The 21,206-nt window shown below is 61.9% G+C and carries 23 protein-coding genes and 1 riboswitch; of the genes, 9 read left to right on the plus strand and 14 right to left on the minus strand.

The features are described from left to right. Nucleotides 1-79: 79 nt before the first annotated feature. Nucleotides 80-1,462 carry a HAMP domain-containing sensor histidine kinase gene (locus tag ASG19_RS07860; RefSeq protein WP_062455047.1) on the minus strand — a complete coding sequence of 461 codons (1,383 nt, stop codon included), beginning with the start codon at nt 1,460-1,462 and terminating at the stop codon, nt 80-82. Further along, nucleotides 1,459-2,121: a response regulator transcription factor gene (locus tag ASG19_RS07865; protein ID WP_062455050.1), complete on the minus strand. Its 663-nt coding sequence runs from the start codon at nt 2,119-2,121 to the stop codon at nt 1,459-1,461. The genes ASG19_RS07860 and ASG19_RS07865 overlap by 4 nt, the downstream gene beginning before the upstream one ends. 136 nt (nt 2,122-2,257) lie before the next feature. Between ASG19_RS07865 and ASG19_RS07870 the strand changes: the two genes are divergently transcribed. From ASG19_RS07870 to ASG19_RS07880, 3 genes are all read left to right on the plus strand, one after another. Continuing rightward, nucleotides 2,258-2,836, plus strand: a complete 579-nt coding sequence (locus tag ASG19_RS07870; RefSeq protein ID WP_062455052.1) for a hypothetical protein — start codon at nt 2,258-2,260, stop codon at nt 2,834-2,836. 157 nt (nt 2,837-2,993) lie between these two features. Next, nucleotides 2,994-4,253 carry an MFS transporter gene (locus ASG19_RS07875; RefSeq protein WP_062455053.1) on the plus strand — a complete coding sequence of 420 codons (1,260 nt, stop codon included), beginning with the start codon at nt 2,994-2,996 and terminating at the stop codon, nt 4,251-4,253. Nucleotides 4,254-4,273: 20 nt separating this feature from the next. Continuing rightward, nucleotides 4,274-5,530 carry an arsenic transporter gene (locus tag ASG19_RS07880; protein ID WP_062457794.1) on the plus strand — a complete coding sequence of 419 codons (1,257 nt, stop codon included), beginning with the start codon at nt 4,274-4,276 and terminating at the stop codon, nt 5,528-5,530. A gap of 29 nt (nt 5,531-5,559) precedes the next feature. Here ASG19_RS07880 and ASG19_RS07885 read toward each other — a convergent pair whose 3' ends face one another. Further along, nucleotides 5,560-6,444, minus strand: a complete 885-nt coding sequence (locus tag ASG19_RS07885; RefSeq protein WP_062455055.1) for an SDR family oxidoreductase — start codon at nt 6,442-6,444, stop codon at nt 5,560-5,562. A 98-nt stretch (nt 6,445-6,542) separates the two neighbouring features. Here ASG19_RS07885 and ASG19_RS07890 point away from each other — a divergent pair, with 98 nt between their 5' ends. Then, entirely contained in the window at nt 6,543-7,382 is an 840-nt protein-coding gene (locus tag ASG19_RS07890) for a helix-turn-helix transcriptional regulator (RefSeq protein WP_062455057.1), read from the plus strand. A gap of 10 nt (nt 7,383-7,392) precedes the next feature. On the opposite strand, the gene ASG19_RS07895 is transcribed toward ASG19_RS07890, so the two are convergent. Both ASG19_RS07895 and ASG19_RS07900 read right to left on the minus strand, forming a co-directional pair. Beyond that, nucleotides 7,393-8,109 (minus strand): SDR family oxidoreductase, encoded by a 717-nt coding sequence (locus ASG19_RS07895; protein ID WP_244476120.1) that lies wholly within the window; start codon nt 8,107-8,109, stop codon nt 7,393-7,395. Between the two features lie 82 nt (nt 8,110-8,191). Then, a complete protein-coding gene (locus tag ASG19_RS07900; RefSeq protein ID WP_062455061.1) occupies nt 8,192-8,410 on the minus strand; it encodes a hypothetical protein in 219 nt (72 codons plus the stop codon). A gap of 216 nt (nt 8,411-8,626) precedes the next feature. On the opposite strand from ASG19_RS07900, the gene ASG19_RS07905 reads away from it, so the two are divergent. Next, nucleotides 8,627-9,109: a pyridoxamine 5'-phosphate oxidase family protein gene (locus tag ASG19_RS07905; RefSeq protein ID WP_062455064.1), complete on the plus strand. Its 483-nt coding sequence runs from the start codon at nt 8,627-8,629 to the stop codon at nt 9,107-9,109. A gap of 63 nt (nt 9,110-9,172) precedes the next feature. Here the strand turns inward: ASG19_RS07905 and ASG19_RS07910 are convergent, their stop codons facing one another. From ASG19_RS07910 to dinB, 5 genes are all read right to left on the minus strand, one after another. After that, nucleotides 9,173-9,415 (minus strand): hypothetical protein, encoded by a 243-nt coding sequence (locus ASG19_RS07910; protein WP_062455066.1) that lies wholly within the window; start codon nt 9,413-9,415, stop codon nt 9,173-9,175. Nucleotides 9,416-9,421: 6 nt separating this feature from the next. Next, complete coding sequence (locus ASG19_RS07915) at nt 9,422-10,003, minus strand: 2'-5' RNA ligase family protein (protein WP_082476257.1); 582 nt, start codon at nt 10,001-10,003, stop codon at nt 9,422-9,424. Nucleotides 10,004-10,076: 73 nt separating this feature from the next. Beyond that, nucleotides 10,077-10,394 (minus strand): hypothetical protein, encoded by a 318-nt coding sequence (locus ASG19_RS07920; RefSeq protein WP_062455068.1) that lies wholly within the window; start codon nt 10,392-10,394, stop codon nt 10,077-10,079. 28 nt (nt 10,395-10,422) lie between these two features. Further along, complete coding sequence (locus tag ASG19_RS07925; protein ID WP_062455071.1) at nt 10,423-11,172, minus strand: DNA polymerase III subunit epsilon; 750 nt, start codon at nt 11,170-11,172, stop codon at nt 10,423-10,425. A gap of 39 nt (nt 11,173-11,211) precedes the next feature. Further along, nucleotides 11,212-12,306, minus strand: coding sequence for a DNA polymerase IV (dinB, locus tag ASG19_RS07930; RefSeq protein WP_062455073.1), 1,095 nt, complete (start codon nt 12,304-12,306; stop codon nt 11,212-11,214). A gap of 155 nt (nt 12,307-12,461) precedes the next feature. Between dinB and ASG19_RS07935 the strand changes: the two genes are divergently transcribed. Beyond that, on the plus strand, nt 12,462-12,770 hold the full coding sequence (locus ASG19_RS07935; protein WP_062455075.1) for a hypothetical protein: 309 nt from the start codon (nt 12,462-12,464) through the stop codon (nt 12,768-12,770). A gap of 51 nt (nt 12,771-12,821) precedes the next feature. Here the strand turns inward: ASG19_RS07935 and ASG19_RS07940 are convergent, their stop codons facing one another. Beyond that, a complete protein-coding gene (locus ASG19_RS07940; protein ID WP_062455077.1) occupies nt 12,822-14,234 on the minus strand; it encodes an FAD/NAD(P)-binding protein in 1,413 nt (470 codons plus the stop codon). Nucleotides 14,235-14,288: 54 nt separating this feature from the next. Between ASG19_RS07940 and ASG19_RS23855 the strand changes: the two genes are divergently transcribed. Next, a complete protein-coding gene (locus ASG19_RS23855; RefSeq protein ID WP_156466453.1) occupies nt 14,289-14,666 on the plus strand; it encodes a hypothetical protein in 378 nt (125 codons plus the stop codon). Between the two features lie 123 nt (nt 14,667-14,789). Here ASG19_RS23855 and ASG19_RS07950 read toward each other — a convergent pair whose 3' ends face one another. Both ASG19_RS07950 and ASG19_RS07955 read right to left on the minus strand, forming a co-directional pair. Continuing rightward, on the minus strand, nt 14,790-15,266 hold the full coding sequence (locus ASG19_RS07950) for a DUF3597 domain-containing protein (RefSeq protein ID WP_062455081.1): 477 nt from the start codon (nt 15,264-15,266) through the stop codon (nt 14,790-14,792). A gap of 62 nt (nt 15,267-15,328) precedes the next feature. Continuing rightward, entirely contained in the window at nt 15,329-15,733 is a 405-nt protein-coding gene (locus ASG19_RS07955; RefSeq protein ID WP_156466454.1) for a hypothetical protein, read from the minus strand. A 174-nt stretch (nt 15,734-15,907) separates the two neighbouring features. Between ASG19_RS07955 and ASG19_RS07960 the strand changes: the two genes are divergently transcribed. Then, the gene (locus tag ASG19_RS07960; protein ID WP_062455085.1) at nt 15,908-18,469 is read left to right on the plus strand and encodes an FAD-dependent oxidoreductase; all 2,562 of its coding nucleotides are present in this window, start codon (nt 15,908-15,910) and stop codon (nt 18,467-18,469) included. 75 nt (nt 18,470-18,544) lie between these two features. Here ASG19_RS07960 and ftsZ read toward each other — a convergent pair whose 3' ends face one another. After that, nucleotides 18,545-19,540: a cell division protein FtsZ gene (gene ftsZ, locus ASG19_RS07965; protein ID WP_062455086.1), complete on the minus strand. Its 996-nt coding sequence runs from the start codon at nt 19,538-19,540 to the stop codon at nt 18,545-18,547. 293 nt (nt 19,541-19,833) lie between these two features. After that, nucleotides 19,834-20,029, plus strand: a riboswitch (cobalamin riboswitch). Nucleotides 20,030-20,158: 129 nt separating this feature from the next. Between ftsZ and ASG19_RS07970 the strand changes: the two genes are divergently transcribed. After that, nucleotides 20,159-21,166 carry an ABC transporter substrate-binding protein gene (locus ASG19_RS07970; protein WP_062457797.1) on the plus strand — a complete coding sequence of 336 codons (1,008 nt, stop codon included), beginning with the start codon at nt 20,159-20,161 and terminating at the stop codon, nt 21,164-21,166. Nucleotides 21,167-21,206: the final 40 nt, after the last annotated feature.

Below are 21,206 nucleotides of genomic sequence, written 5' to 3' on the forward strand. Positions count from 1 at the left end.
AATGTCGAGACGTTTAAAACAATGGCCGCTCCGGAAACGGGGCGGCCATTGTTGTTCCAGGGGTTGTGGAGAGGACGGTTCAAGCTGGAACGGGTGACGATCCTGCGGCCGTTTTCGGCAATGTGATGGTTTGGCGCAGTCCCTTATCGTCTTGATTGCGAAGCGCAATCTTTCCGCCATAGAGCTGTGCGAGTTCATTGGCGATCGTCAGGCCGAACCCATCTCCAGCGACCGTCTCATCCATCCGCACACCCGGCAGAAATGCCTTCTCGATCGTATCGTCGGAGATGCCGGGGCCATCGTCTTCGAGCGTGATGACGATCGAGCGTCCGTCCGTGCGGGCATCAATCGCGACAAGGCTGCCAGCCCATTTGAACGCGTTGTCGAGGAGATTGCCGACGATCTCGTCGAAATCCTCGGCCGCACAGGCAACCGAAATTTGCGGCTCGATCGTGCATTGCACCGAGATGCCCCGGTCAGCGTGGATGCGCGACATGACAAGCACAAGATCGTCTATGCGGGGGTTCACTTGTGTTGCCGAAACGGTGCCGCTGGAGGCAGTCTTGCGGGCACGGGCGAGATGGTGGCGGATGCGCTGGTCGATCCTGTCGACCAGATCGCGCATCTCGTTGGTGGGATCGTTGGCGTCATCGAGGGCCAGTTGCAGGCTTGCGACTGGAGTCTTCAGGCCGTGCGCGAGGTTTGCGAAATGCAGGCGCGTTTCGGCAAGCCTCTCGGCATTCTTGTCCACGAGGCGGTTGATCTCGCGGGAGGCGGGCTGCAACTCCTCGACGTCCTGATCCGGCAACCGCGGCAGCGCGCCTGCGGAAATGGATGCGATGTCTGACGTCAGTTGTCTCAGCGGTCGAAGCCCGTAGCGGACCTGCAGCAGGATGCCGCCGACGAGAACGCCACCCAAAAGAAGCATCGCAGGAACCAGCCACAGCAATGCCCGCCGGGCGGGTGCGCTCAGGGAAGATTGCGGCGCCGATGCAATGATCTCGACCGTCCGATCTCCGACCATCGTTTCCAGCGTGCGCAGATACAGTGTCTCGTCGCGGAAGGCGACACGATCGGCCGGATGTGGCTTGGGCTCCGCCGCGTGGCGCCAGTCGAAGGGGCGGGGCGGGCTTTCCAGGGTTTCCTCGGCCAGCGACCGGGAGGTTATGCGGGTCCGATCGTCGGACACCTGCCAGTACCAACCGGAGCGCGGACGATCGAATGGCGGGCCGTCGAGGTCTGCAGAGAGGACGACGTCGCCGGCACTGTCGGTGGTCAGTGCATTTCGCAATCCCTCGATCTGGGTGTCGAGCCGCTGATCGATCTGCTCCCTCACCACGCCCGCCACGATCAGGTAGAGAATGACGGATGCGACGATCACCGTCGCCGTCACGAAGATGATGGAAAAGCCGGCCAGCCGCCGGGCGATCGACGCCTGGCCGGATAGGTTGAGCCCGCTCATGGCGCTGCCGTCAGCATGTAGCCGCGGCCGCGAACGGTTTCGATCAGTTCCGCGCCGATCTTGCGGCGCAGGCGCGCGACGATCACCTCTATCGAATTGGAATCGACCTCGGCATCGCCTTCGTAGACGCGCTCGATCAGCTCGCGCCGATCGACGATGACGTCCTTGCGCAGGATCAGGCAAGAGAGCACGCGCCATTCCAGCGCGGTCAGCTTCAGCGACAGGCCATTGAACTGGAAGGTGCCGAGCTGGGCGTCGAACTCCAGGGGACCGCAGAGGATTTTGGAGGACGCATGGCCCGTGGCGCGGCGGACGAGGGCGCGCATGCGCAGCACCAGTTCCTCGATCTTGAACGGCTTGGTGAGGAAATCGTCGGCGCCCGCCTTGAAGCTCTCGACCTTGTCCGGCCATCCGTCGCGCGCGGTCAGGATCAGGACGGGGAGGGTGCGCCCTGCAGCCCGCCACGATTTCAGAACCGACACGCCATCGATCTTCGGTAGGCCCAGATCGAGAATGGCCACGTCGTAGAGTTCGGTCAGTCCTGCGTGCTCGGCATCCTCGCCGTTCTTTGCAATGTCCACGACAAAACTTTCGGCCCGCAGGCTGGCTGCGATGCGTTTGGAAAGATCGGTATCGTCTTCGACCAGAAGTACGCGCATGTGCAACCCGTTTGCCGTGGTGGAGAGACGCTGTCCTATGGCGGCAAGGCTTAACTCAAACTGAACCACAAGGTTCAGGCTGTTATCGGTCGTCGGCTGATAAATCTCTCCTGGCATACAAAAACAGGAGAAGACCATGTCAATTTCGGACAACAACACGACCGTCGACCAGAAGGATGGTTCGGCCGACAAGCCGCGTGCACCCAAGCCCCCGCACAAGACCGGCAACCGGCGTATGGCAAGCTTCGGCGTCACGGCCTTGGCGATCCTTGCCATCGGGGCCGCGGCCGGAGCCGGCGCAATGAAGCTGACCGGGCCGAGCGTCGAGCTTGCGCCCATGAACCCGGTCGCCATCTCCGCCGTCAAGGAGGACAGCCTGGTGACGGTTAAGGGGACGGTAGCCGAGGTATTCGGCAACAAGTTCGTCGTTCAGGACGACAGCGGACGGGCACTGGTTGAAACCGGGCCATCGGGTGACGACGGCAAGCTTGTCGATCTCAACGAAGCCGTCAGCGTCCAGGGTCGCTTCGACAACGGCTTCCTGCATGCGACCTACATCGTTCGTCAGGACGGTAGCATGGAAGCGCTCGGCCCGGCCGGCGGCCCTCCGCGTCACGGACCTGCCGGTGGCCCTCCGCCTCATGGCCCGGCCGGCGGCCCTCCGTATGACGGTCCGCGCGGTGATATGCCGACACCCCCTGCGCCAAAAGGGTAAAGCCCTGGTTGCAAAACCTGGTGGCGGAGCCCTGACGGCAGGGTTGTAACGGGAAAGCGTTGCCCGATCTTCTTTCGGGCACGCTGGAACCCCGCGTCCGCCACCGGCGTTGGACGCCACAATTTTCAAGCATGTAGCATGATGAAGCGAGGCTGGCATGCGATCCACCCTACAGACAGGCCTGACTGATCGATCCCTGGTGGCACTTGCCGTCCTCAACTTCTTTCTCGCCGACGCCCGCGACGGGCTTGGACCGTTTCTCGACGGGTTTCTCGCTACCCACGGGTGGTCGCCGATGACGCTCGGCTTCATCGCCACGCTTGGCGGTGTACTCGGAATGATCGCCACGCCGCTGTTTGGGGCGTGGGTGGATGCCTCCAAGCGTAAACGCACGCTCATCATCATCCCGGTGATCCTGGTGACGGCGGCAGCCTTGTGGACGCTTGCCAGCCCCGGAAATGCATCGGTGTTCGGCGGTCAGTCGGCAACCGCCATCGTTGGGGCCGTCGTCGGTCCGGCGCTGATGGGGCTGACGCTTGGCCTCGTCGGCGAAAAGGCGTTTTCCCGTCAGGTGTCGCGAAACGAATTCTGGAACCATCTCGGCAACGTCGTCTCGCTCGCCGGCATCTATTTAGCGACGGTCTACTTCGGCGTCAGCGGTGTCATCGGATTGATGATCGTCACGGCGGTCGCCGCCATTCTGGCAGCGCTTGCGATCGACCCGGAGCGGATCAATCACAACGCGGCGCGCGGTCTGGCGCATGACGATGGAGCGCCGGGTCCCTCCGGCTATTCCGTCCTCGTGGGCAGCAAGGGGCTGATCCTGCTTGCCGTGACGCTGATGATCTTCCACTTCGGCAACGCGCCGATCAGCCGCCTCATTGCCCAGGACTTCTCGATCCATCTCGGGACGCCGTTTCAGACGACGGCGGTGACGACCGGCGTGTCGCAGCTGTCGATGATCGTCATGGCTTTAGCGGCGCCTTTCCTGATCCGGCGGTTCGGGCTGGCGACGGTCTTCCTCATCGCGCTGCTTGCATTGCCGATCCGCGGTGCGATTGCGGGCTCCTTTAGCAATTTCGCTGTGATCTATCCGGTGCAGATCCTCGATGGAGTTGGCGCAGGCCTGATCGGTATCGCCACCCCGATTGCTGCGGAACGGATCCTTGCGGGAACCGGTCGTTTCAATGTCGGACTGGCTGCGGTCATGACCGTTCAGGGCATCGGTGCGTCACTCAGCAATGTCGTGGCCGGCTGGCTGACGGATGTCGGCGGCTATGGCCTTGCCTACTGGGTGCATGGCGGTGTCGCAGCGCTGGCAGTTGCTGCCTTTCTCGCCGGGCGCAAGAGCATTGCCCCTTCCCAAAAAGGTGCGAACAAGGCAGGAGACGATCGCGAGATCCCTGTCGCACCATGATCGTTTCGGTTGGACCATCCATGAACGCATTGACCCTGACCTGGAGCATCGCCGGCCTGACAGCGCTCGGCGTCATTACCCGGCCGTTTGCCTGGCCGGAAGCGATATGGGCCGTGCTTGGCGCATCGCTGCTTCTGGCGTTCGGCCTGATCGCCCCCTGGGATGCCTGGGCCGGCGTCGCCAAGGGTCTCGACGTCTACTTGTTCCTGATCGGCATGATGCTCTTATCGGAACTTGCCAGACGGGAAGGGCTGTTCGACTGGCTGGCATCGATTGCGACCGCCTATGCAAAAGGCTCGCCGAAGCGATTGTTCGTCCTGATCTATGGGGTCGGCATCGTCGTCACCGCGTTCCTGTCGAATGATGCGACCGCGGTCGTGCTGACGCCTGCCGTTTATGCGGCGTGCCGCACGGCAAAGGTGAAGGATCCGATGCCGTACCTCCTCATCTGCGCCTTCATCGCCAATGCCGCAAGCTTCGTGCTGCCCATCTCCAACCCGGCCAATCTGGTGATCTTCGGCGGCGGAACGATGCCGCCTCTGTCGCGCTGGCTCGCCACGTTCGGTCTTCCCTCGATTGTCTCAATCGTCGTGACGTTTATCGCGCTTTATTGGACGCAGCGCTCGACCATCGCGGCCGACAGCGTGCCCCCCGTGGTTGAAAGCGTGCCGCTGTCGCATAGCGCAAGGCTGACAGGGATTGCCTTGTGCGCGACGGCGGTCCTGCTGCTCGGCGCGTCGGCGCTGCATTTCGATCTCGGGTTGCCCACCTTTGTGGCCGGCTGCATCGCGACGGCGGCTGTTCTCGCGATCACCCGGCAGAGCCCTGTCGAAACGCTGAAGGGCGTGTCCTGGAGCGTGCTGCCGCTCGTCGCCGGCCTGTTCGTCGTGGTCGAAGCCCTGAACCGGACGGGCCTGATCGATGCCTTGGCGCATCAGCTGACCCAGAATGCCTCGCTCTATCCCGCCCAGACGGCGGCGATCGCCGGCACGGTCGTGGCGCTCGGCTCCAACCTCGTCAACAATCTGCCGGCCGGCCTTGTTGCCGGAAGCGCCGTGGAACTGGCGCATGTGTCCGACAAGATCGCCGGCGCGGTGCTGATCGGCGTCGATCTCGGCCCCAACCTCTCGGTCACCGGGTCGCTCGCGACCATTCTGTGGCTGACGGCGTTGAAGCGCGAAGGGTTGCACATCGGCGCCCTGAGCTTTCTCAAGCTGGGCGCCGTCGTCATGCTTCCGGCGCTCGCCCTGTCGCTTGCGGTCCTCCTCATCCAGTGAGGCGCCGGCGCGCATTGCTCGCTAGCCCATCAATAGACCATCGCATCGAGGTCGGAGATCAGCGTCGGGCCGGTCGGGTGCCAGTCGAGCTTTGCTTGTGTCTTCGCGCTCGACGCCCTCATGTCCAGACCGACGAACCGTGCCATCGCGCCAAAATGCTCCGAAGCCTCGTCGGCTGAGATGGAAACAACAGGGGCATTCAAGCCGCGACCCAGCGCTTCGGCGATGAGGCGCATCTCCACGCCTTCATCTCCGACCGCGTGATAGCGCGCACCTGGTTCCGCTTTCTCGATGGCAAGGCGGTAGAGGCGCGCAACATCGCCAAGGTGACCGGCCGACCAGCGGTTCGTTCCGTCCCCCACGTGAGCTGAAACGCCTTTTGCTCTGGCAATGTCGAGGAGCGGCGAGATGAGGCCCTGCTTGAACGTGTTGTGGACCTGCGGCAGACGGAGCACGGAGACGTTGATCCCTCCGTCCAGAAGCCGGTTTCCAGCGCGCTCAGAAGCAATGCGCGGGTTTGGGTGATCCGTATCGAAGACGTCTTCGACAGCGAGCTCGCCTTTGCCGCGCGCGCCCATCGCGATGCTCGAGGTGATCAGCAGCGGGCGGTCGGAGCCGGTAAGGGCTGATCCCAGCGCTTCGATGACCCGCCGGTCCTTTTCGCAGTTCTCGGCGAAGCGTTCGAAGTTGTGGTCGAACGCCGTATGGATGACGGCATCCGCATTCCGGGCGCCGCGTTCGATGCTTTCGAGGTCTTCGAGCGTCGCCAGATGTGGCTCGACCCCTGATGCGATCAGCTTTTCGGCGCCTGCCTGCGAGCGGGTCATGCCGATGACTTCGTGGCCCGCGTCGAGAAGTTCAGGAACCAGTGCCGAGCCGATGAAGCCCGTGGCTCCGGTGAGAAACACACGCATTGTCATTCTCCAGTTGCTTTCACACCGGGACTATCTGCGCTCTTGTTATTCCGTTAAAGTAGTGACCGTATCAGGGTATAATTGCTAACAGGGTATCGATGCCGGACATCACGCCGAATTCATTGGCAGCGTTTCTGAAAGATCGCCGCACGAGGCTCGACCCTGCTGCCTTCGGGTTTTCGGGACGACGACGGACGCCTGGGCTGCGCAGGGAGGAGGTTGCTCAACGCGCCAATATCAGCCCGACTTGGTACACGTGGCTGGAGCAGGGCCGCGGCGGCGCGCCCTCGGCGGACGTGCTGAACCGGATCGCGTCCGGGTTGATGTTGACGGAGCCGGAACGCGAACACCTTTTCATGCTCGGTCTCGGACGGCCGCCGGAGGTTCGCTACAAGTCCACGGAGGGAATTACGCCCAGGCTCCAGCGTTTGCTGGATACGCTCGATGCGAGCCCCGCTTTCGTCAAGACCGCGACATGGGACGTGGTGGCGTGGAATGCGGCAGCGGCCGTGGTTCTGACCGACTACGGGAAACTGCCCGAAGGCCAGCGAAACCTCCTGCGACAGATTTTCTCGAGCCCGTCGCTCCGCGCCAAGCAACATGACTGGGAAGGGCTCGCCCGGTTTGTCGTCGGCGCCTTTCGCGCCGATGCCGCGCGGGCCGGCGCAATGTCGGAGGTTTCGGATCTCGTCGACGAGCTCTCGAAGTCCAGTCCGGAATTTGCGGCATTCTGGGGTGAAAACGACGTGAGGCTTCAAAGCGATGGCCTGAAGCGGATCGAACATCCCGACCTTGGCACGGTCGAGCTCGAATATTCCGCGTTCTCCGTCGACGGTCGGCCGGATCTCGGCATGATGGTCTACAACCCGGTCGATCCGGCGATGGCCGCAAGAATCCGGCGGCGCGTCGCGGAGCGCGCGGCGTCAGCTAAACCCTGACCGCTCTATCTCACCAGGGAATGCTGCTTCCATCATAGGCGACGAAGGAGCCGGAATGCTCCGGGGCGAGGCTGTTCAGCGTTGAGAGGATCGACGCTGCCGCCTGTTCCGGGCTGACCGTGTTGTGACCGCGTGAATAGGGGTCTGATAGACCCGTGCGAACCGTCCCCGGATGAATGGCGGTGACGACCGCTGCCGGATGGGTGCGGCCATATTCGATTGAAACGGTGCGGACAATCTGGTTGAGCGCCGCCTTGGCGGATCTGTAGGACACCCAGCCTCCGAGGCGGTTGTCGCCGATCGATCCGACACGGGCCGACAGGAATGCGGCGATCGAGCGGGTTTCGCGATCAAACAGTGGGAGAAAGTGTTTCGCGACAAGGGCGGGGCCGACGGCGTTGGTGCGGAACTGGGCCATCATCGTTTCGGGATTGAGCTGCCGCAGAGACTTTTCCGGGCCGCGGCCATCGGTCGTCAGGATGCCGGTGGCGCAAATGAGGAGGTGGATCGGCTTTGCCGAGATCGAGCCTGCAGCGTCCGCCACGCTCGTCTCGTCGGCGAAGTCCAGACCGTCGCGGCTGCGGGAAAAGGCGATCAGTTCGCCGAGATGCGGCTCGTTTTGCAGACACTCGCAGATCGCGGAACCGATACCGCCGCTTGCCCCGATCACTGCCGCACGGAACCCGTTCGGCAGCGATGCGAGAAGACTGGTTTCAGTGCCTGCCATGTCTGACATATCCGAGATACGCGCGTGTAGGTCGCTTCTTCATCGCACTATGCCCGAACTCCACGGTATTGGGTAGGCGTCGTTAGTCGGAGTTGATGGTCGGAAGATGCGTCTCGACTTCGCGCAGGCGCGCGGCTTCCAGCGGCTCGATCTGCGTCTTCCAGAACTCGTCTGCCTCGGCCGGTTCGTCATCCCACTTGCGGACGTCGGCGATGTTGTCATCGAGCTTCGCGCGGCGTGTGCCGCCGAGTTCGAGATACTTCATCGCGAGTTTCTTGGTCGAGGTTTCCTGATCGGTCATGAACCGGTTCCTTCCCGTTTCGTCAGTGTCTGCCAAGTCGCCTCAACCTCGTTCAAGCGCCGTTGCAGGCGCTCACGAGATCGGACCTTGAGTTAGATAAACGGCGCCCCGGTCATCCTGTTCCTGCCGCTGCACGTTTCCGGTGCAAGATATCGGCGGGTCTGGAACAGAAGCCAAGCTCGCCAGTTGACCCGCGTCATCAAAAGGAGAAATCGCATGGCTCACATCGAAGACGAACACGAGAAGGTCTGGGACCTTGCGGAGAAGATCGGATTTTGCATGCTCACGACCCAGTCGGGTACGGATCTGCGGGCTCGGCCGATGGCGGCCTATGCCGAGCGTCTTGAGAATGCGTTCTACTTTCTGACGGATGTGGCAAGCCACAAGGACGAGGAAATCGCGCGCTACCCGAACGTTTGCTTGGCGTTTGCCGATTCCAAGGGCCAGAAATACGTGTCCATTTCGGCGACGGCAGAAGTGCAGAACGATCGCGAGAAGATCCGCGACCTCTGGGCGACACCGGCAAAGGCCTGGTGGGACAGCCCCGAGGATCCTTCGATCCGCGTCCTGAAGATCACGCCGTCAGCAGCGGAATACTGGGATAGCCCTGGCACAGTCATCAGCTACATCAAGATGGCGGCAGCCGCCGTTTCCAGTTCGAAGCCCGACATGGGCGACAATGCCAAGGTTCAGATGTAACCTTCATGGCGGACGGGCAACCGTCCGCCATTCTTCTGCGGCCCGAATAGACGGGCTGGCGTCTCAGTTGAAATCGCCGATCGTTCCGGTTTGAAAGATAATCACCGGTTCGCCTTCCTCCCCGACAGCTGGCGATGCCTCGCGCTTCCAGACAACCGCTCCGGCATGTCGATCGCCGAGTTCGCGGGCCTCATCGATCCCAGCCGTCTCGTCTTGTGCTTCCCTTACCGCGAACGCCGGAACGGTCTGCCCTCTCTCATCGAGATCGAAGGCGAGGACGAAGATAGATTTGAACGCTCCGGGCATCAGTTTTCATTCCTTGATATGGCTTTGGACGCCGGCACGCTCGCTTTGATCGCGACCGGAAACAACGGCGTCTCGATCTTCCGCAAATATCGCGGAGCTTTCATGCTGCCAGGGTCCATCGAGGTATTTCCACAGATCAACACCTGTAATCTCGATTGTGTATGGCTGAAACTCCGCACGAAGCTCCTGATACAGCCGGTCGGCCCGGTCCTTCGATACCTTGTTCTGGATCGTGATATGCGGCTGCCATTTCTGCATATCCTGCGGACCGAGCCATGGTAGGAAGGCCTCCTTCAACTGGGCTCGCACATCCTGAAGCGCGGCACTGTCGATCGTGAAGGCGACGCCCGCACCGAGATGGCGGACGCCGCTGACCTCGGCTTTGATCGATGACCCAGCCTCGGCGACCCGTTTGAGGTGCTCGACGATCCGCTCCGTATATTCGCCGGGTAGCCGATGAAACATCGTCAGATGCGCATCGAGGAAATTCCGGTCCGGCGGGAAATGGGTTTTCCGCAACAGATCGAAAGGCGCTCTGTCGCCTTCCGCAATACGGGCTGTCAGGATCAGCGGCTGAAGCGTCTTCACTGGGATTGAACCTTCTGGGTCAGGTTTCGAACGGGTCTTTGAAAGTCGAGATCTGGGATGCGGGCTTGCTATATCAATCTTTCAGTTGCGCGAACCAGTCCGCATAGGGCGTGTTCTTGGCCATATGCCGGTTGAGATCGGGCTCGCCGTCATCCCACCAGACAGGGCCGCGTTCGCCAAGCTGAACCTTGGCATCGTCGACCCGCCGGCGCGCTTCGGCCATCGCGTCGGGTTTGCCTTTCGCATCGCGGACGGCCCGGCGTGCCGACATCAGGTCCGAGACCAGGCGTTGACGCGTCTCCGCGTCCAGCGCCGGGTTGCTTCGACGCCAGAGCCTGCCGCGGACGACGAAGTATTTGCCGTCGGGTGTGTCAGGATACGTCTCGCTCATCGTCCAACCCCGGTTTTCGCCATACCGATTACAGGAGCGTTCCCTGCGGCGAGTCAACGACGGGCGGCTGTGGTTGTTCACCGCGGCGCGTCAGTTCGGTGCGGGCGCTGAAGCGGATATCGATATCCCGGTCTTCCGCGAGGTCCCGAAGCGCATCTTCGCTGATCCGGTCCCAGGGCTTGCCGCGATCCGCGCCTGATGGCACGCGCGGCAGCAGACCCGGCTCGCTGCTCCAGGCCAGGAGGTCTCCGAGTGATGCCTCGTTGAGGAGGTCGCGCAGGTGGTGCGCCGTGACATAGGCATCAGGCATGGCGCGATGCGCCGGCAGGCCGATCTCGTGGACCAGACCTTCGGGCATGCGCAGGTAGCGCAGCATCTGGTTGGAGAACCGCGGCAGTTCGGGCCAGACCCGCAGGCTGCATTTCCAGGTGCAGATCCAGGGCAGGCCGCCCGTTAGCCGCGGTGTACAGTATCGCTGTTCGAAGGCGGCGCGATGGGCGGCAAGCGCTTCGATCCGGTGCGGGGGACGCAGGACAGTCGGTGCGATATCTTTCCAGAACGGCGCGTCGGCGACATGGCTGTCAAGGATGTGATGGATCGCGATCGTGTCGGGCGACATCGGACGGCCGGGATTGACCAGAAGTGCACCGCGGTCCTCGTCGACCTGCCATCTTCCGTCTGCCCCTTGGGTGACATCCTGCCAGCCGATCTCGCAGACGTCGTTCGGTCCGTTGCCGCCGGTCTCGAGGTCGATGACGCGGATGGTGGGATTGCTCATGTCGAAGTCCTTACCCGGCGCTCTTGATGTGCTTGTCGATTATAAATCGAGACCGAGCTGCGGTTGTTCCACATCATCCGGCCCGGCGCCGACCAGCGACGAGAGGGACACACCCAGCAGCCTTACCGAACGCCGGAACGGATAGACGGTTGCCAGGAGCCCGGATGCCGCCGCCAGCACTTCCGCGACGCTTGCATAGGGGAGGGACGCCGTGCGGCTGCGTGTCGCCTGGGTGAAGTCGGAATATTTGATCTTCACGGTGACCGTCTTGCCCGAAATGCGATGCGCTTCGCAGTGGCGCCAGACCTTTTCGGCAAGTGGCCTCAGTTCGGCGGTCGCAAGGTCGAGGGCGTCGATATCCTCGACGAACGTATCCTCGGCGCCGACGGATTTGCGGATCCGGTCGGGGCGGACCTGGCGCTCGTCGATGCCGCGGGCGATGCCGTAGAAATAGGGTCCGGATTTGCCAAAGCTCTCGGCGAGAAACTGCAGCGACTTCGACTTGAGGTCAGCACCCGTCTCGATGCCGTATTTTTTCATCCGCTCGGCAGTCGCCGGCCCGACGCCGTGGAATTTCTTGACCGGCAGCGATTCCACGAAGCCCGGGCCGTTCTTTGGCGTGATCACGGCCTGACCGTTCGGCTTGTTGAGGTCGCTTGCCATCTTGGCGAGGAACTTGTTGTAGGAGATGCCGGCCGATGCGTTGAGGCCGGTGACCTGCTTGATCTTGGCACGGATCTCCAGCGCGATCTCGGTTGCGATCTCCATGCCTTTCAGGTTCTCGGTAACGTCGAGATAGGCCTCATCAAGCGACAGCGGTTCGATCAGCGGCGTGTATTCCGCAAAGATCTCCCGGATTTGCCGGGACACCGACTTGTAGACCTCGAAGCGCGGCGGCACGAAGATCAGGTCTGGACATTTGCGCTTGGCCGTGACGGAGGGCATGGCGGAGTGAACGCCGAAGGCGCGCGCCTCGTAGCTTGCGGCCGCCACCACGCCGCGCGCCGCAGATCCGCCGACCGCCAGCGGCCTGCCGCGCAGGTCAGGATTGTCGCGCTGCTCGACGGAGGCGTAGAAGGCATCCATGTCGACATGGATGATCTTGCGGGTGGATATGGGGACCGTGACATTCATGCGGGCGTGCGGTTTGCTGGAAGATAGAAACAAAAAGAGAACATAGCAGTCTTGCGACAAATATCCAAGCTCTCTGCCCAGCTTCCTGTGCATGAGGGAAACAAGCGGGCTTTGAAGGCGTTTGCTTCTGGTGATCATCAACAGGAGACAGTTTCATGGCTGACGACAGCACGACTACCATTCGAGCGACTTTCGACACCCGTGCGGCCGCAGACCTTGCGGTCGAACATCTGGTTCAGCAGCACGGAATCTCGCGTCCGGATATCTTCATCCAATCCGTCGGTGCCGACAACACGGTCGGATCCGCGCCGTCGGGCGGCGATGCGTCGCATGATGGCGGAGAGCGCACCGATGGCCCGCTGGAGGGCGAGATCGAGGTTTCCGCCGATATCACTGAGAGCAAGATGGCGGCGGTGCAGAAGAGTTTTGGCGAAGCAGGCGCGATACGCGTGACCGGCCGCTGATTTCAGTGAACCGAGGGGCCGGCTCTCAGCCGGCTCCGTATGGCGGTGAACTCAGAGGTTTGCTGCAATCGAATCGGCGACGAGCAGCGCATGTTCCGCAACCTGCGGAAAGCCCATCAACTCGCCAAAATGTCCGCGTGCCAGCGGTCCGGCGATGAAAAGCCTTGGTTCGGTCTTGCCATCCGCGTCTATCGCGTTGGACTGCTCGTTGCAGGAAAGACCAAGCCCCGTCGGATCGAGGTGCAGAAAGCCGTGATCGCCGAGTTGCCGCAGCCATTGCTGGCTCTGCAGCACGTTGCCGTGGGCCGGGCCGGTCGTGACCGCGACGGCATCGAACTGGCGGACTTCGACACCATTCTTCCCGCGCCGCTTGATGGTGACATCGATGATGTCTCCGTCGGTGCTGACGTCGACGATGCCTGCGGCGAGGATGTCGAGCCTGCCGGCTGCCGCCTCCGCGTCGAGCACGTCTTCCACCTGCGGCGCAATCCGGAAGCGGTGGACGTCCCAATAGGGACGCAGGTGTCGCACGATCCGGCGGCGTGCCTCGAGCGGCAGATGCTTCCAGATGCCGCCGCCTTGCGAGCGCAACTGGTCGAGAACCGCATGCCAGGTCTGACCCTCTGCCTGCGCTTCCCTGATCGCGGCCCGCACGCGGTACAGGATCTCGGATGCGCTTGTGGCGGGATGGTCGAGAAAGTCGCCGAACGGCTCTTGCGCAAAGGTGGCGTGTCCGCGCGAGCGCAGGCCACGGCGCGAAAGGGCAGTAATGCTGCCGCTATGCCCGCAACGCTTCAACGAGGCGATGACATCCGCGGAGGTCAGCCCGTTGCCGACGACGAGGACCCGATCGTCGGCCCGGATCGGCGCCAATGCGTTTGGCGCTGTCGGGTCCGCGACATAGCGCGGATGCTCGGCCAGTCGTCTCAAGGAGCGTGGGGCAACCGGAGCAGGGTGGGTGGCAGCGATCACCAGGATATCGGCAACCAGCGTCTGCCCGGTGGTATCGGTGACATGCCATTGGTCGTGCCGCTTTTCGACGCCGGTCACCGCGGCGCAGATATGGCGGACGGCTCCGGATGCCAAAAGAGGTTGAAGGTTGGACAGGACATAGTTTCCGAAGATGCCCCGGCGCGGAAACACGTTGCCATCGGCGCGAAATGCCGCCTCATCGTCCGCAACGGAGCCGGTCGTTTCCATCCATCTCGAAAAATGCTCGGGATCGCCAGGAAGTATGCTCATTCGCGTTGCCGGGACGTTGATCCGGTGCACCGGGTCCCGCGTATCGTACGCGAGGCCCCTGCCGATTTCGGCACGCGGCTCGAAAATGGTGATGTCGACGGCGTCCGCCTTGTGGCCCGTCGCGAGATGGAAAGCGACCGCTGCCCCGGTCACGCCGCCGCCGATAATGACGATTGAAGATCGTGTTGGTTCAGGCCGTTCAGACGTCTTCGATGCTGTCACTGTCAGTCACTTCGGTTAGACGCGGCCGCTCTCTTAAATTCGCACGGCACGTCGTTGAATCAAAAATCGATAGGCGCTGCGCTTGCAAAAACGGGCTTTTTCCAAGGCATCGGAAACGGAGCACGTTTATCCCTTCGCGCGGCAAAATTTAGTCCAGGGTTCTCGCAGGCAATATTGTTCACGACTCCCTCTGACGCGACATTACACATCAAAGATCGGGAAGGAATGGAGAGCGTGATGATTGGTGGCGGCTTTTCGATATTTGGGATCGATCTGTTCGGATCGACAAGGCAGTTGGCCGGTGACCGAAAAGAAGAAGCCGCGGCATTGCCACGGCTCAAGACGCAGAAGGTCGAGGAGACTGATGCCGATCGACTGACGGATACCGACCAGCAGGACATTTTTCTTTGGAGTACGTCTCTCGCCTACTGAGACATGACGCGGAAGCCGGTCTCAGCCGGGCCTTCGTCATGTCTCAACCGTCCGGATGACGGGAATCGCAAGCATTTTCATCAGTTGGAAATTCGGGCGCCCGCAGTGGAGCGCCCGAAACCATTAATCGAGAAGTTCGGCAGGCACCTTGCCGCCGTTTTCGGACAGCTTCTTCAGCAGCGCCTTGTGCAGCCACATGTTCATCGTGGCGGAATCGCTCTGGTCGCCGGTGTAGCCGAGTTCGTCGGCCAGTTCCTTGCGCTCCGAAAGGCTCGCGTCCATGCCGAGCGCCTTCATCAGGTCGACGATCGAATGCTTCCAGTCGAGCTTCTGGCCGCTCTTCTTGACGGCTGCGTCGAGGACCGGTGCGATATCGACGGTCTGCATCGTGGCAGAGGTCGAGCCTGGAGTTGCGACTGGCGGTGCGCCTGCAGTCTTCGGAGCAGCCTGGGCTGTTCCGCCGACCGGCGGGGCTGTGGTCGCAGCAGGTTCTGGCGTTGCCATGGACGTCGGTGTCGGCTCTGCGCCTGTCGGCGAAGCCGGTGCTGCCGCGGCAGGATGACCGAAGATGGCGTCCTTGATCTTGCTGAATATGCTCATGGATAGTTCCTCCGTTGGTTTATGCCATACATGGTACGAGATTGCGTCGATGACGGATCACTTTAGTTCTGCGGGACGACGACGCGATCGCCGCGTGAGCCGCGGTCTGAACGGTCCGGTCCGCCACGACCGCTGGAACGGTCACGGCCATCGCGACCACCCCGATCATTGCGGCCGTCGCGGTCGTTGCGGATGTAGCCGGGGCGCTCCGGGGGGTCGCCGCGGTTCCAGTCACGATGCGGGCGATCGTTGTCACGGTCGGGCCGGCGGCCGTCGTGACGGCCGTGGTGGCGATCGCGGTCGCGGTGATGACGGTAACGGTAGTTCGGACCGTCGTAACGGTTGAACCGGTCGTAGCGATCGGACGAACGATACTCGGTGTAGGTGCCGCCTTCGCTGACGCAGCCCGCCAGCATCAGGCAGGCAAGACCGACAGCGGTCACCGCCTTCAATGCTCTGAATTTCATGTGATTGCCCCTGTTACCATTTTATCGAGTGCTAAACAGGAGAAGGGGCCAAGAAGTTCCTCATATACCTCTTCGGGCGTGCGTGGCGCTGCAACAGTTTTTGATGTCGTAATCTGAGGTGACCTGTCGCGTCTGTCCCTCTAGTATCGCGGCTTCACTCGGTTGGGGCATGCAATGGCAGAATTTCCGCAAAAGGCTAAGGTCGTCATCATCGGGCTCGGTGGCATCGTCGGTGCGTCGATCGCGCACCACCTTGTCGAGCGCGGCTGGGATGATATCGTCGGCATCGACAAGTCTGGGGTCCCGACCGATATCGGGTCGACCGCGCATGCCTCGGACTTCTGCTACACGACCAGCCATGACTACCTGTCGGTCTGGACCACCCAGTATTCGGTGGATTTCTACGAGAAGATGGGGCACTACGCCCGCATCGGCGGTCTCGAAGTCGCGCGCACCGGCGACGATGCCTGGATGGAAGAGATCAAGCGCAAGCTGACCTCTGCCAAGGCCTTCGGCACCCGGGCGCATTACGTCTCGCCGTCCGAGATCAAGGCGATGTTCCCGCTGATCGAAGAGGATCAGGTGCAGGGCGGTCTGTTCGATCCGGATGCAGGCCTTGTCATTCCGCGCTCGCAGACTGTCGCCGGCAAGCTGGTGGACGCCGCCGAAAAAGCCGGAAAGCTCAAGGTATTCGGCAATACGGCGGCGCAGTCTCTGATTATCGAGGGCGGCCGCATCAAGGGCGTCGTCACCCACCGCGGCACGATCATGGCCGACCATGTCGTCGTCTGCGCCGGCATCTGGGGCCGGCTGATTGCCGAGATGGCGGGCGAGGATCTGCCGGTCATGCCGGTCGATCATCCGCTGACCTTCTTCGGGCCCTATAACGAGTTCGAAGGCACCGGCAAGGAAATCGGCTATCCGCTTTTGCGCGACCAGGGCAATTCGGCCTATATGCGCGACACCGGCGATCCGAAAACGACCGAGGGCGGGCAGATCGAGTGGGGTTACTACGAGACCACCCATCCGCGCCTCTGTCATCCCCGCGACATTCTTGAAAAGCACGAAGCGCGCCTGTCGCCGTCGCAGCGCGATCTCGACATGGAACAGATCATCGAGCCGCTGGAAAAGGCGATCGAGCTGACGCCGATCCTCGGCGAACTCGGCTATAACGAAGGGCATTCGTTCAACGGCCTCTTGCAGGTGTCGGCCGGCGGCGGTGCCTCCTGCGGCGAAAGCCAGAAGGTGCGCGGGCTCTGGTACTGCGTTGCCATCTGGGTCAAGGACGGCCCGGCCTATGGCAAGCTGATCGCCGACTGGATGACCGACGGCCGCACCGAGATCGACCACAACTCGATTGATTACGCGCGCTTCTATCCGCATCAGCTGACGGAAGAGTTCATCGAGGGGCGCACCTTTGAGGCGGCCCAGAAGATCTATTTCCCGGCCGTTCATCCGCGCGAACCCTATGCGACGGGCCGCGGCGCCAAGCGTTCGCCGTTCCACGACCGCGAACAGGAACTCGGCGGTTACTTCATGGAACTCGGCGGCTGGGAGCGTGCCCACGGCTACGCGGCCAACGAGCATCTGCTGGAGAAATACGGCGACCGGGTGCCGAAGCGCGAAAACGAGTGGGACAGCCGCCACTTCTGGCGCGTGTCGAATGCCGAGCATCTGGCGATGAGCGAGGATTGCGGCATCGTCAACCTGTCGCATTTCCACATGGTCGATATCGAGGGGCCCGACCATGTCGAGCTGCTCGAATGGCTGTGTGCGGCCAAGATCGGTGGCGACGGCAATATCGGCAAGGGTATCTACACCCACTTCCTCGACGACGAGGGCATGGTGCGGGCAGATTTCACCGTCTTCCGTCTGGCTGACCGCGGCCGTCTCGTCAACGGCGCCGATGCCGGCCCGCGGGACCTGCTCTACATGAAGCGTGTCGCGCAGGATCGTGGCCTCGACGTCACCATCACCGATGTCTCGGAACAGTTCATCACCATCGGCATCTGGGGCCCGAACGCGCGCGAGACGCTGAAGAAGGTCGTGGCCGACCCCGATGGTCTTAATGTCGAGAACTTCGCCTTCGCCGCGATCAAGCCTATCGAGATCGCCGGCAAGCATGTCACGGCATTCCGCATCTCCTATGTGGGCGAGCAGGGCTGGGAACTGCATATGAAATACGAGGACGGCGTTGCCGTCTGGGACGCGCTGCGCGCTACCGGCGTGATGGCCTTCGGCGTCGAGACCTATGCCAACTCACGCCGCATGGAAAAGAGCCTGCGCCTGCAGAACGGCGATCTCCTGACCCAGTACAACCTGATCGAAGCGGATCTTGCCCGTCCGAAGGTCAAGGAAGCCGATTTTTGCGGCAAGGCGAAGCATCTCGAATACAAGGCCCGCGACCATCAGCCGGCGATGCTCTGCACGCTCTTGATGACCGACAATGTCGATGCGTCCGGTGTCGCCCGCTATCCGGTCGGCTCGCTGCCGGTGATGGATCCTGACACGGGCGAGGTTCTAATCGACGACCTTGGACGGCGTTCCTATACGACCTCGATCGCCTACGGCCCGACCATCGGCAAGAATATCGCGCTCGCCTATCTGCCTTGGTCGCATTGCCAGGTCGGCCGGAAACTGACGGTGGATTATTTCAACGAGGCGTTCCCGGTGGAAGTCGCAGCGGTTGGTTACAAGCCGCTCTACGATCCTGAGAACCTCAAGCCGAGAAGCTGATTTCTTCGGATCCGACAAACAAAAAACGCTCCGCGGATGTCCACGGAGCGCTTTTTTTATTGGCTGAGACTGGTCTTAGTACTGCGCAGTCGGGGACGAAGAGCCCTGCTGGTTGCCGTTGAGGCCGGTTGCGACGACCGACACGCGGAACTTGCCGTCGAGGTTCTTGTCGAAGATCGCGCCGACGACGATGTCGGCCTCGGCTTCGACTTCGTCACGGATGCGGCTCGCAGCTTCGTCGACTTCGAACAGTGTCATGTCGGTACCGCCTGAGATCGAGATGAGCACGCCCTTGGCGCCCTTCATCGAGATGTCGTCGAGCAGCGGATTGGCGATTGCGGCTTCGGCGGCGATCAGCGCGCGGCCATCGCCGGATGCCTCGCCGGTTCCCATCATCGCACGACCCATGCCCTTCATCACCGATTTCACGTCGGCGAAGTCGAGGTTGATCAGGCCTTCCTTGACGATCAGGTCGGTGATGCAGCTGACGCCCGAAAAAAGCACGCGGTCCGCGATCATGAAGGCGTCGGCGAAGCTGGTCTTGGCGTCGGCAATGCGAAACAGGTTCTGGTTCGGAATGACGATGACCGTATCGGCGGCTTCACGCAGGGCTTCGATACCCTCGTTGGCCGTCTTCATGCGGCGGTGCCCTTCAAACGAGAAGGGTTTTGTGACAACCGCGACTGTCAGGATACCGGCAGAGCGTGCTGCGCGTGCAATCGCGGGGGCCGCACCCGTTCCGGTGCCACCGCCCATGCCGGCGGTGACGAAGCACATGTGCGAGCCGGCGAGATGATCCATGATCTCGTCGATCGACTCTTCGGCGGCCGCGCGCCCGATATCCGGCAGCGAGCCAGCACCGAGACCTTCGGTCACCTGCGCACCCAGCTGGATGCGGCGCGACGCCTTGGATGTCGCCAGAACCTGGGCATCCGTATTGGCGGCGATGAATTCCACGCCGTGGAGATTTTCCGTGATCATGTTGTTGATCGCGTTACCGCCACCGCCTCCGACACCGATCACGGTTATCTGCGGTTTCAATTCGGTCAAGCCGCTCTTAATATCCGTCATCTTCGTCTCCTTCAGCTCCTTCCGGTCGTCCCATACCAGAAGGACGGCGAATCGCCCCGCAGGCTATCTGTCCGCAAGGTCATAGACCAGAGCGCTGTCAGGCCAAAGAGGCAGGAGTAGGGTGAGGGCGATGTGATCGCGATTTAATGTACAGCATCCCTGAATTGAACGCCTCACAAAGGTCGCGACCTATTCAAAATAGACCGTTGCGTAAAGCGGTATGTTATACTATTACACTCGCCAACGGCAGAGATCGCGCGGGGATCGCTCTGGACAAGCATCGGCGTGTTCCCTATCAGTTGGGGCGCTACGGTTCTGCAATCGCAGATGAAAAGGGAATGCGGTGAGGCTTTCGGGCCAAGTCCGCGACTGCCCTCGCAACTGTAAGCGGCGAGCCAGCCATCGATACCACTGATCATCCGATCGGGAAGGCGATGGAAGGCGTTCGAGCCGCAAGTCAGGAGACCTGCCGTGGCATGGACAACCAACACCGGACGAGGGGTTCCGGCAGGGAGATGATTATGACGCAAGCAATGCGCTCGTGCGCCATGTCGACGTCGAGCCGCGATGCGGCTTCAGGTCGTCCTGCCCTTATTTCCGATCATTAAAGGACAGGACATGAAATCAGGGCTTATCGCCGCCTTAGTTGCGGCACTTCCCACATTCGCCTTTGCCGCACCGACCAGCTACCCGCTGACGATCGAGAATTGCGGTCGCCCCGTCACGTTCGACAAGGCGCCCGAGAAGATCGTCTCGATCGGTCAGGGCATGACCGAAGTACTTTATTCGCTCGGGTTGGCCGAGAAGGTGGCGGGCACCGCGGTCTGGGTCGGGCCGGTGCTTGCGCCCTATGCCGGGGTGGATGCGAAGATCAAGCGGCTTGCCGACAACGATCCGAGCTTTGAATCGGTCGTCAGTCTCGAACCGGATCTGGTCGCTGCGGAGTTCGAGTGGCATGTCGGGCCGATGGGATCCGTCGGCAAGCGCGAGCAGTTTTCCGATCTCGGCATCAACACCTATGTCTCGCCCGCCGATTGCGTCGCCAAGACCAATGTCGATGGCGGTGACGGCGTTCGCAACGAACTGTTCAAGATGGACCTGATCTACCGCGAGATTTCAGAGCTTTCGAAGATCTTCGATGTCGAGGATAAGGGTACCGCCCTGATCGCAGACCTGAAACGGCGCGAAGCCGCAGCCGTCGCATCGATCAAGGGCGCGGAGACGAAGAACCTGCCGATCGTCTTCTGGTATTCCAGCAAGGAAACCAAGGGCGATGCCTTTATCGCCGGCAAGAACAGCGCACCGGCCTACATCCTTCAAACGATCGGCGCCCGCAATGTGGTGACGACGGAAGAAGAATGGCCGCTGGTGGGCTGGGAAACGATTGCTGAGGCCAACCCCTCCGTCATCGTCGTCGCCACCATGGACCGTCGCCGCTATGCCGCGGATGATCCGGCCGTGAAGATCAAGTTCCTCGAAACCGATCCCGTCGTCAGCCAGCTGGACGCTGTGAAAAACAGACGTTTCGTGATGATGGACGCCCAGTCGATGAACCCGACGATCCGCACGATCGAGGGCATCGAGACACTCGCCCGGGGCATCCAGTCCTTCGGCCTTGCGAACTAGGGTGCGGCGGGAGATGATATCTTTCCCTGTTTCCGCCATC

Origin of the sequence: Rhizobium sp. Leaf306 (assembly GCF_001423425.1) — a bacterium.
Lineage (GTDB): Bacteria > Pseudomonadota > Alphaproteobacteria > Rhizobiales > Rhizobiaceae > Neorhizobium > Neorhizobium soli.

Bases quoted from the DNA above. Each gene is read 5' to 3' on its own strand.
- ASG19_RS07860 (WP_062455047.1), bottom strand. From the start codon at position 1,462: ATGAGCGGGCTCAACCTATCCGGCCAGGCGTCGATCGCCCGGCGGCTG.
- ASG19_RS07865 (WP_062455050.1), bottom strand. From the start codon at position 2,121: ATGCGCGTACTTCTGGTCGAAGACGATACCGATCTTTCCAAACGCATC.
- ASG19_RS07870 (WP_062455052.1), top strand. From the start codon at position 2,258: ATGTCAATTTCGGACAACAACACGACCGTCGACCAGAAGGATGGTTCG.
- ASG19_RS07875 (WP_062455053.1), top strand. From the start codon at position 2,994: ATGCGATCCACCCTACAGACAGGCCTGACTGATCGATCCCTGGTGGCA.
- ASG19_RS07880 (WP_062457794.1), top strand. From the start codon at position 4,274: ATGAACGCATTGACCCTGACCTGGAGCATCGCCGGCCTGACAGCGCTC.
- ASG19_RS07885 (WP_062455055.1), bottom strand. From the start codon at position 6,444: ATGCGTGTGTTTCTCACCGGAGCCACGGGCTTCATCGGCTCGGCACTG.
- ASG19_RS07890 (WP_062455057.1), top strand. From the start codon at position 6,543: ATGCCGGACATCACGCCGAATTCATTGGCAGCGTTTCTGAAAGATCGC.
- ASG19_RS07895 (WP_244476120.1), bottom strand. From the start codon at position 8,109: ATGGCAGGCACTGAAACCAGTCTTCTCGCATCGCTGCCGAACGGGTTC.
- ASG19_RS07900 (WP_062455061.1), bottom strand. From the start codon at position 8,410: ATGACCGATCAGGAAACCTCGACCAAGAAACTCGCGATGAAGTATCTC.
- ASG19_RS07905 (WP_062455064.1), top strand. From the start codon at position 8,627: ATGGCTCACATCGAAGACGAACACGAGAAGGTCTGGGACCTTGCGGAG.
- ASG19_RS07910 (WP_062455066.1), bottom strand. From the start codon at position 9,415: ATGCCCGGAGCGTTCAAATCTATCTTCGTCCTCGCCTTCGATCTCGAT.
- ASG19_RS07920 (WP_062455068.1), bottom strand. From the start codon at position 10,394: ATGAGCGAGACGTATCCTGACACACCCGACGGCAAATACTTCGTCGTC.
- ASG19_RS07925 (WP_062455071.1), bottom strand. From the start codon at position 11,172: ATGAGCAATCCCACCATCCGCGTCATCGACCTCGAGACCGGCGGCAAC.
- dinB (WP_062455073.1), bottom strand. From the start codon at position 12,306: ATGAATGTCACGGTCCCCATATCCACCCGCAAGATCATCCATGTCGAC.
- ASG19_RS07935 (WP_062455075.1), top strand. From the start codon at position 12,462: ATGGCTGACGACAGCACGACTACCATTCGAGCGACTTTCGACACCCGT.
- ASG19_RS07950 (WP_062455081.1), bottom strand. From the start codon at position 15,266: ATGAGCATATTCAGCAAGATCAAGGACGCCATCTTCGGTCATCCTGCC.
- ASG19_RS07955 (WP_156466454.1), bottom strand. From the start codon at position 15,733: ATGAAATTCAGAGCATTGAAGGCGGTGACCGCTGTCGGTCTTGCCTGC.
- ASG19_RS07960 (WP_062455085.1), top strand. From the start codon at position 15,908: ATGGCAGAATTTCCGCAAAAGGCTAAGGTCGTCATCATCGGGCTCGGT.
- ftsZ (WP_062455086.1), bottom strand. From the start codon at position 19,540: ATGACGGATATTAAGAGCGGCTTGACCGAATTGAAACCGCAGATAACC.
- ASG19_RS07970 (WP_062457797.1), top strand. From the start codon at position 20,159: ATGAAATCAGGGCTTATCGCCGCCTTAGTTGCGGCACTTCCCACATTC.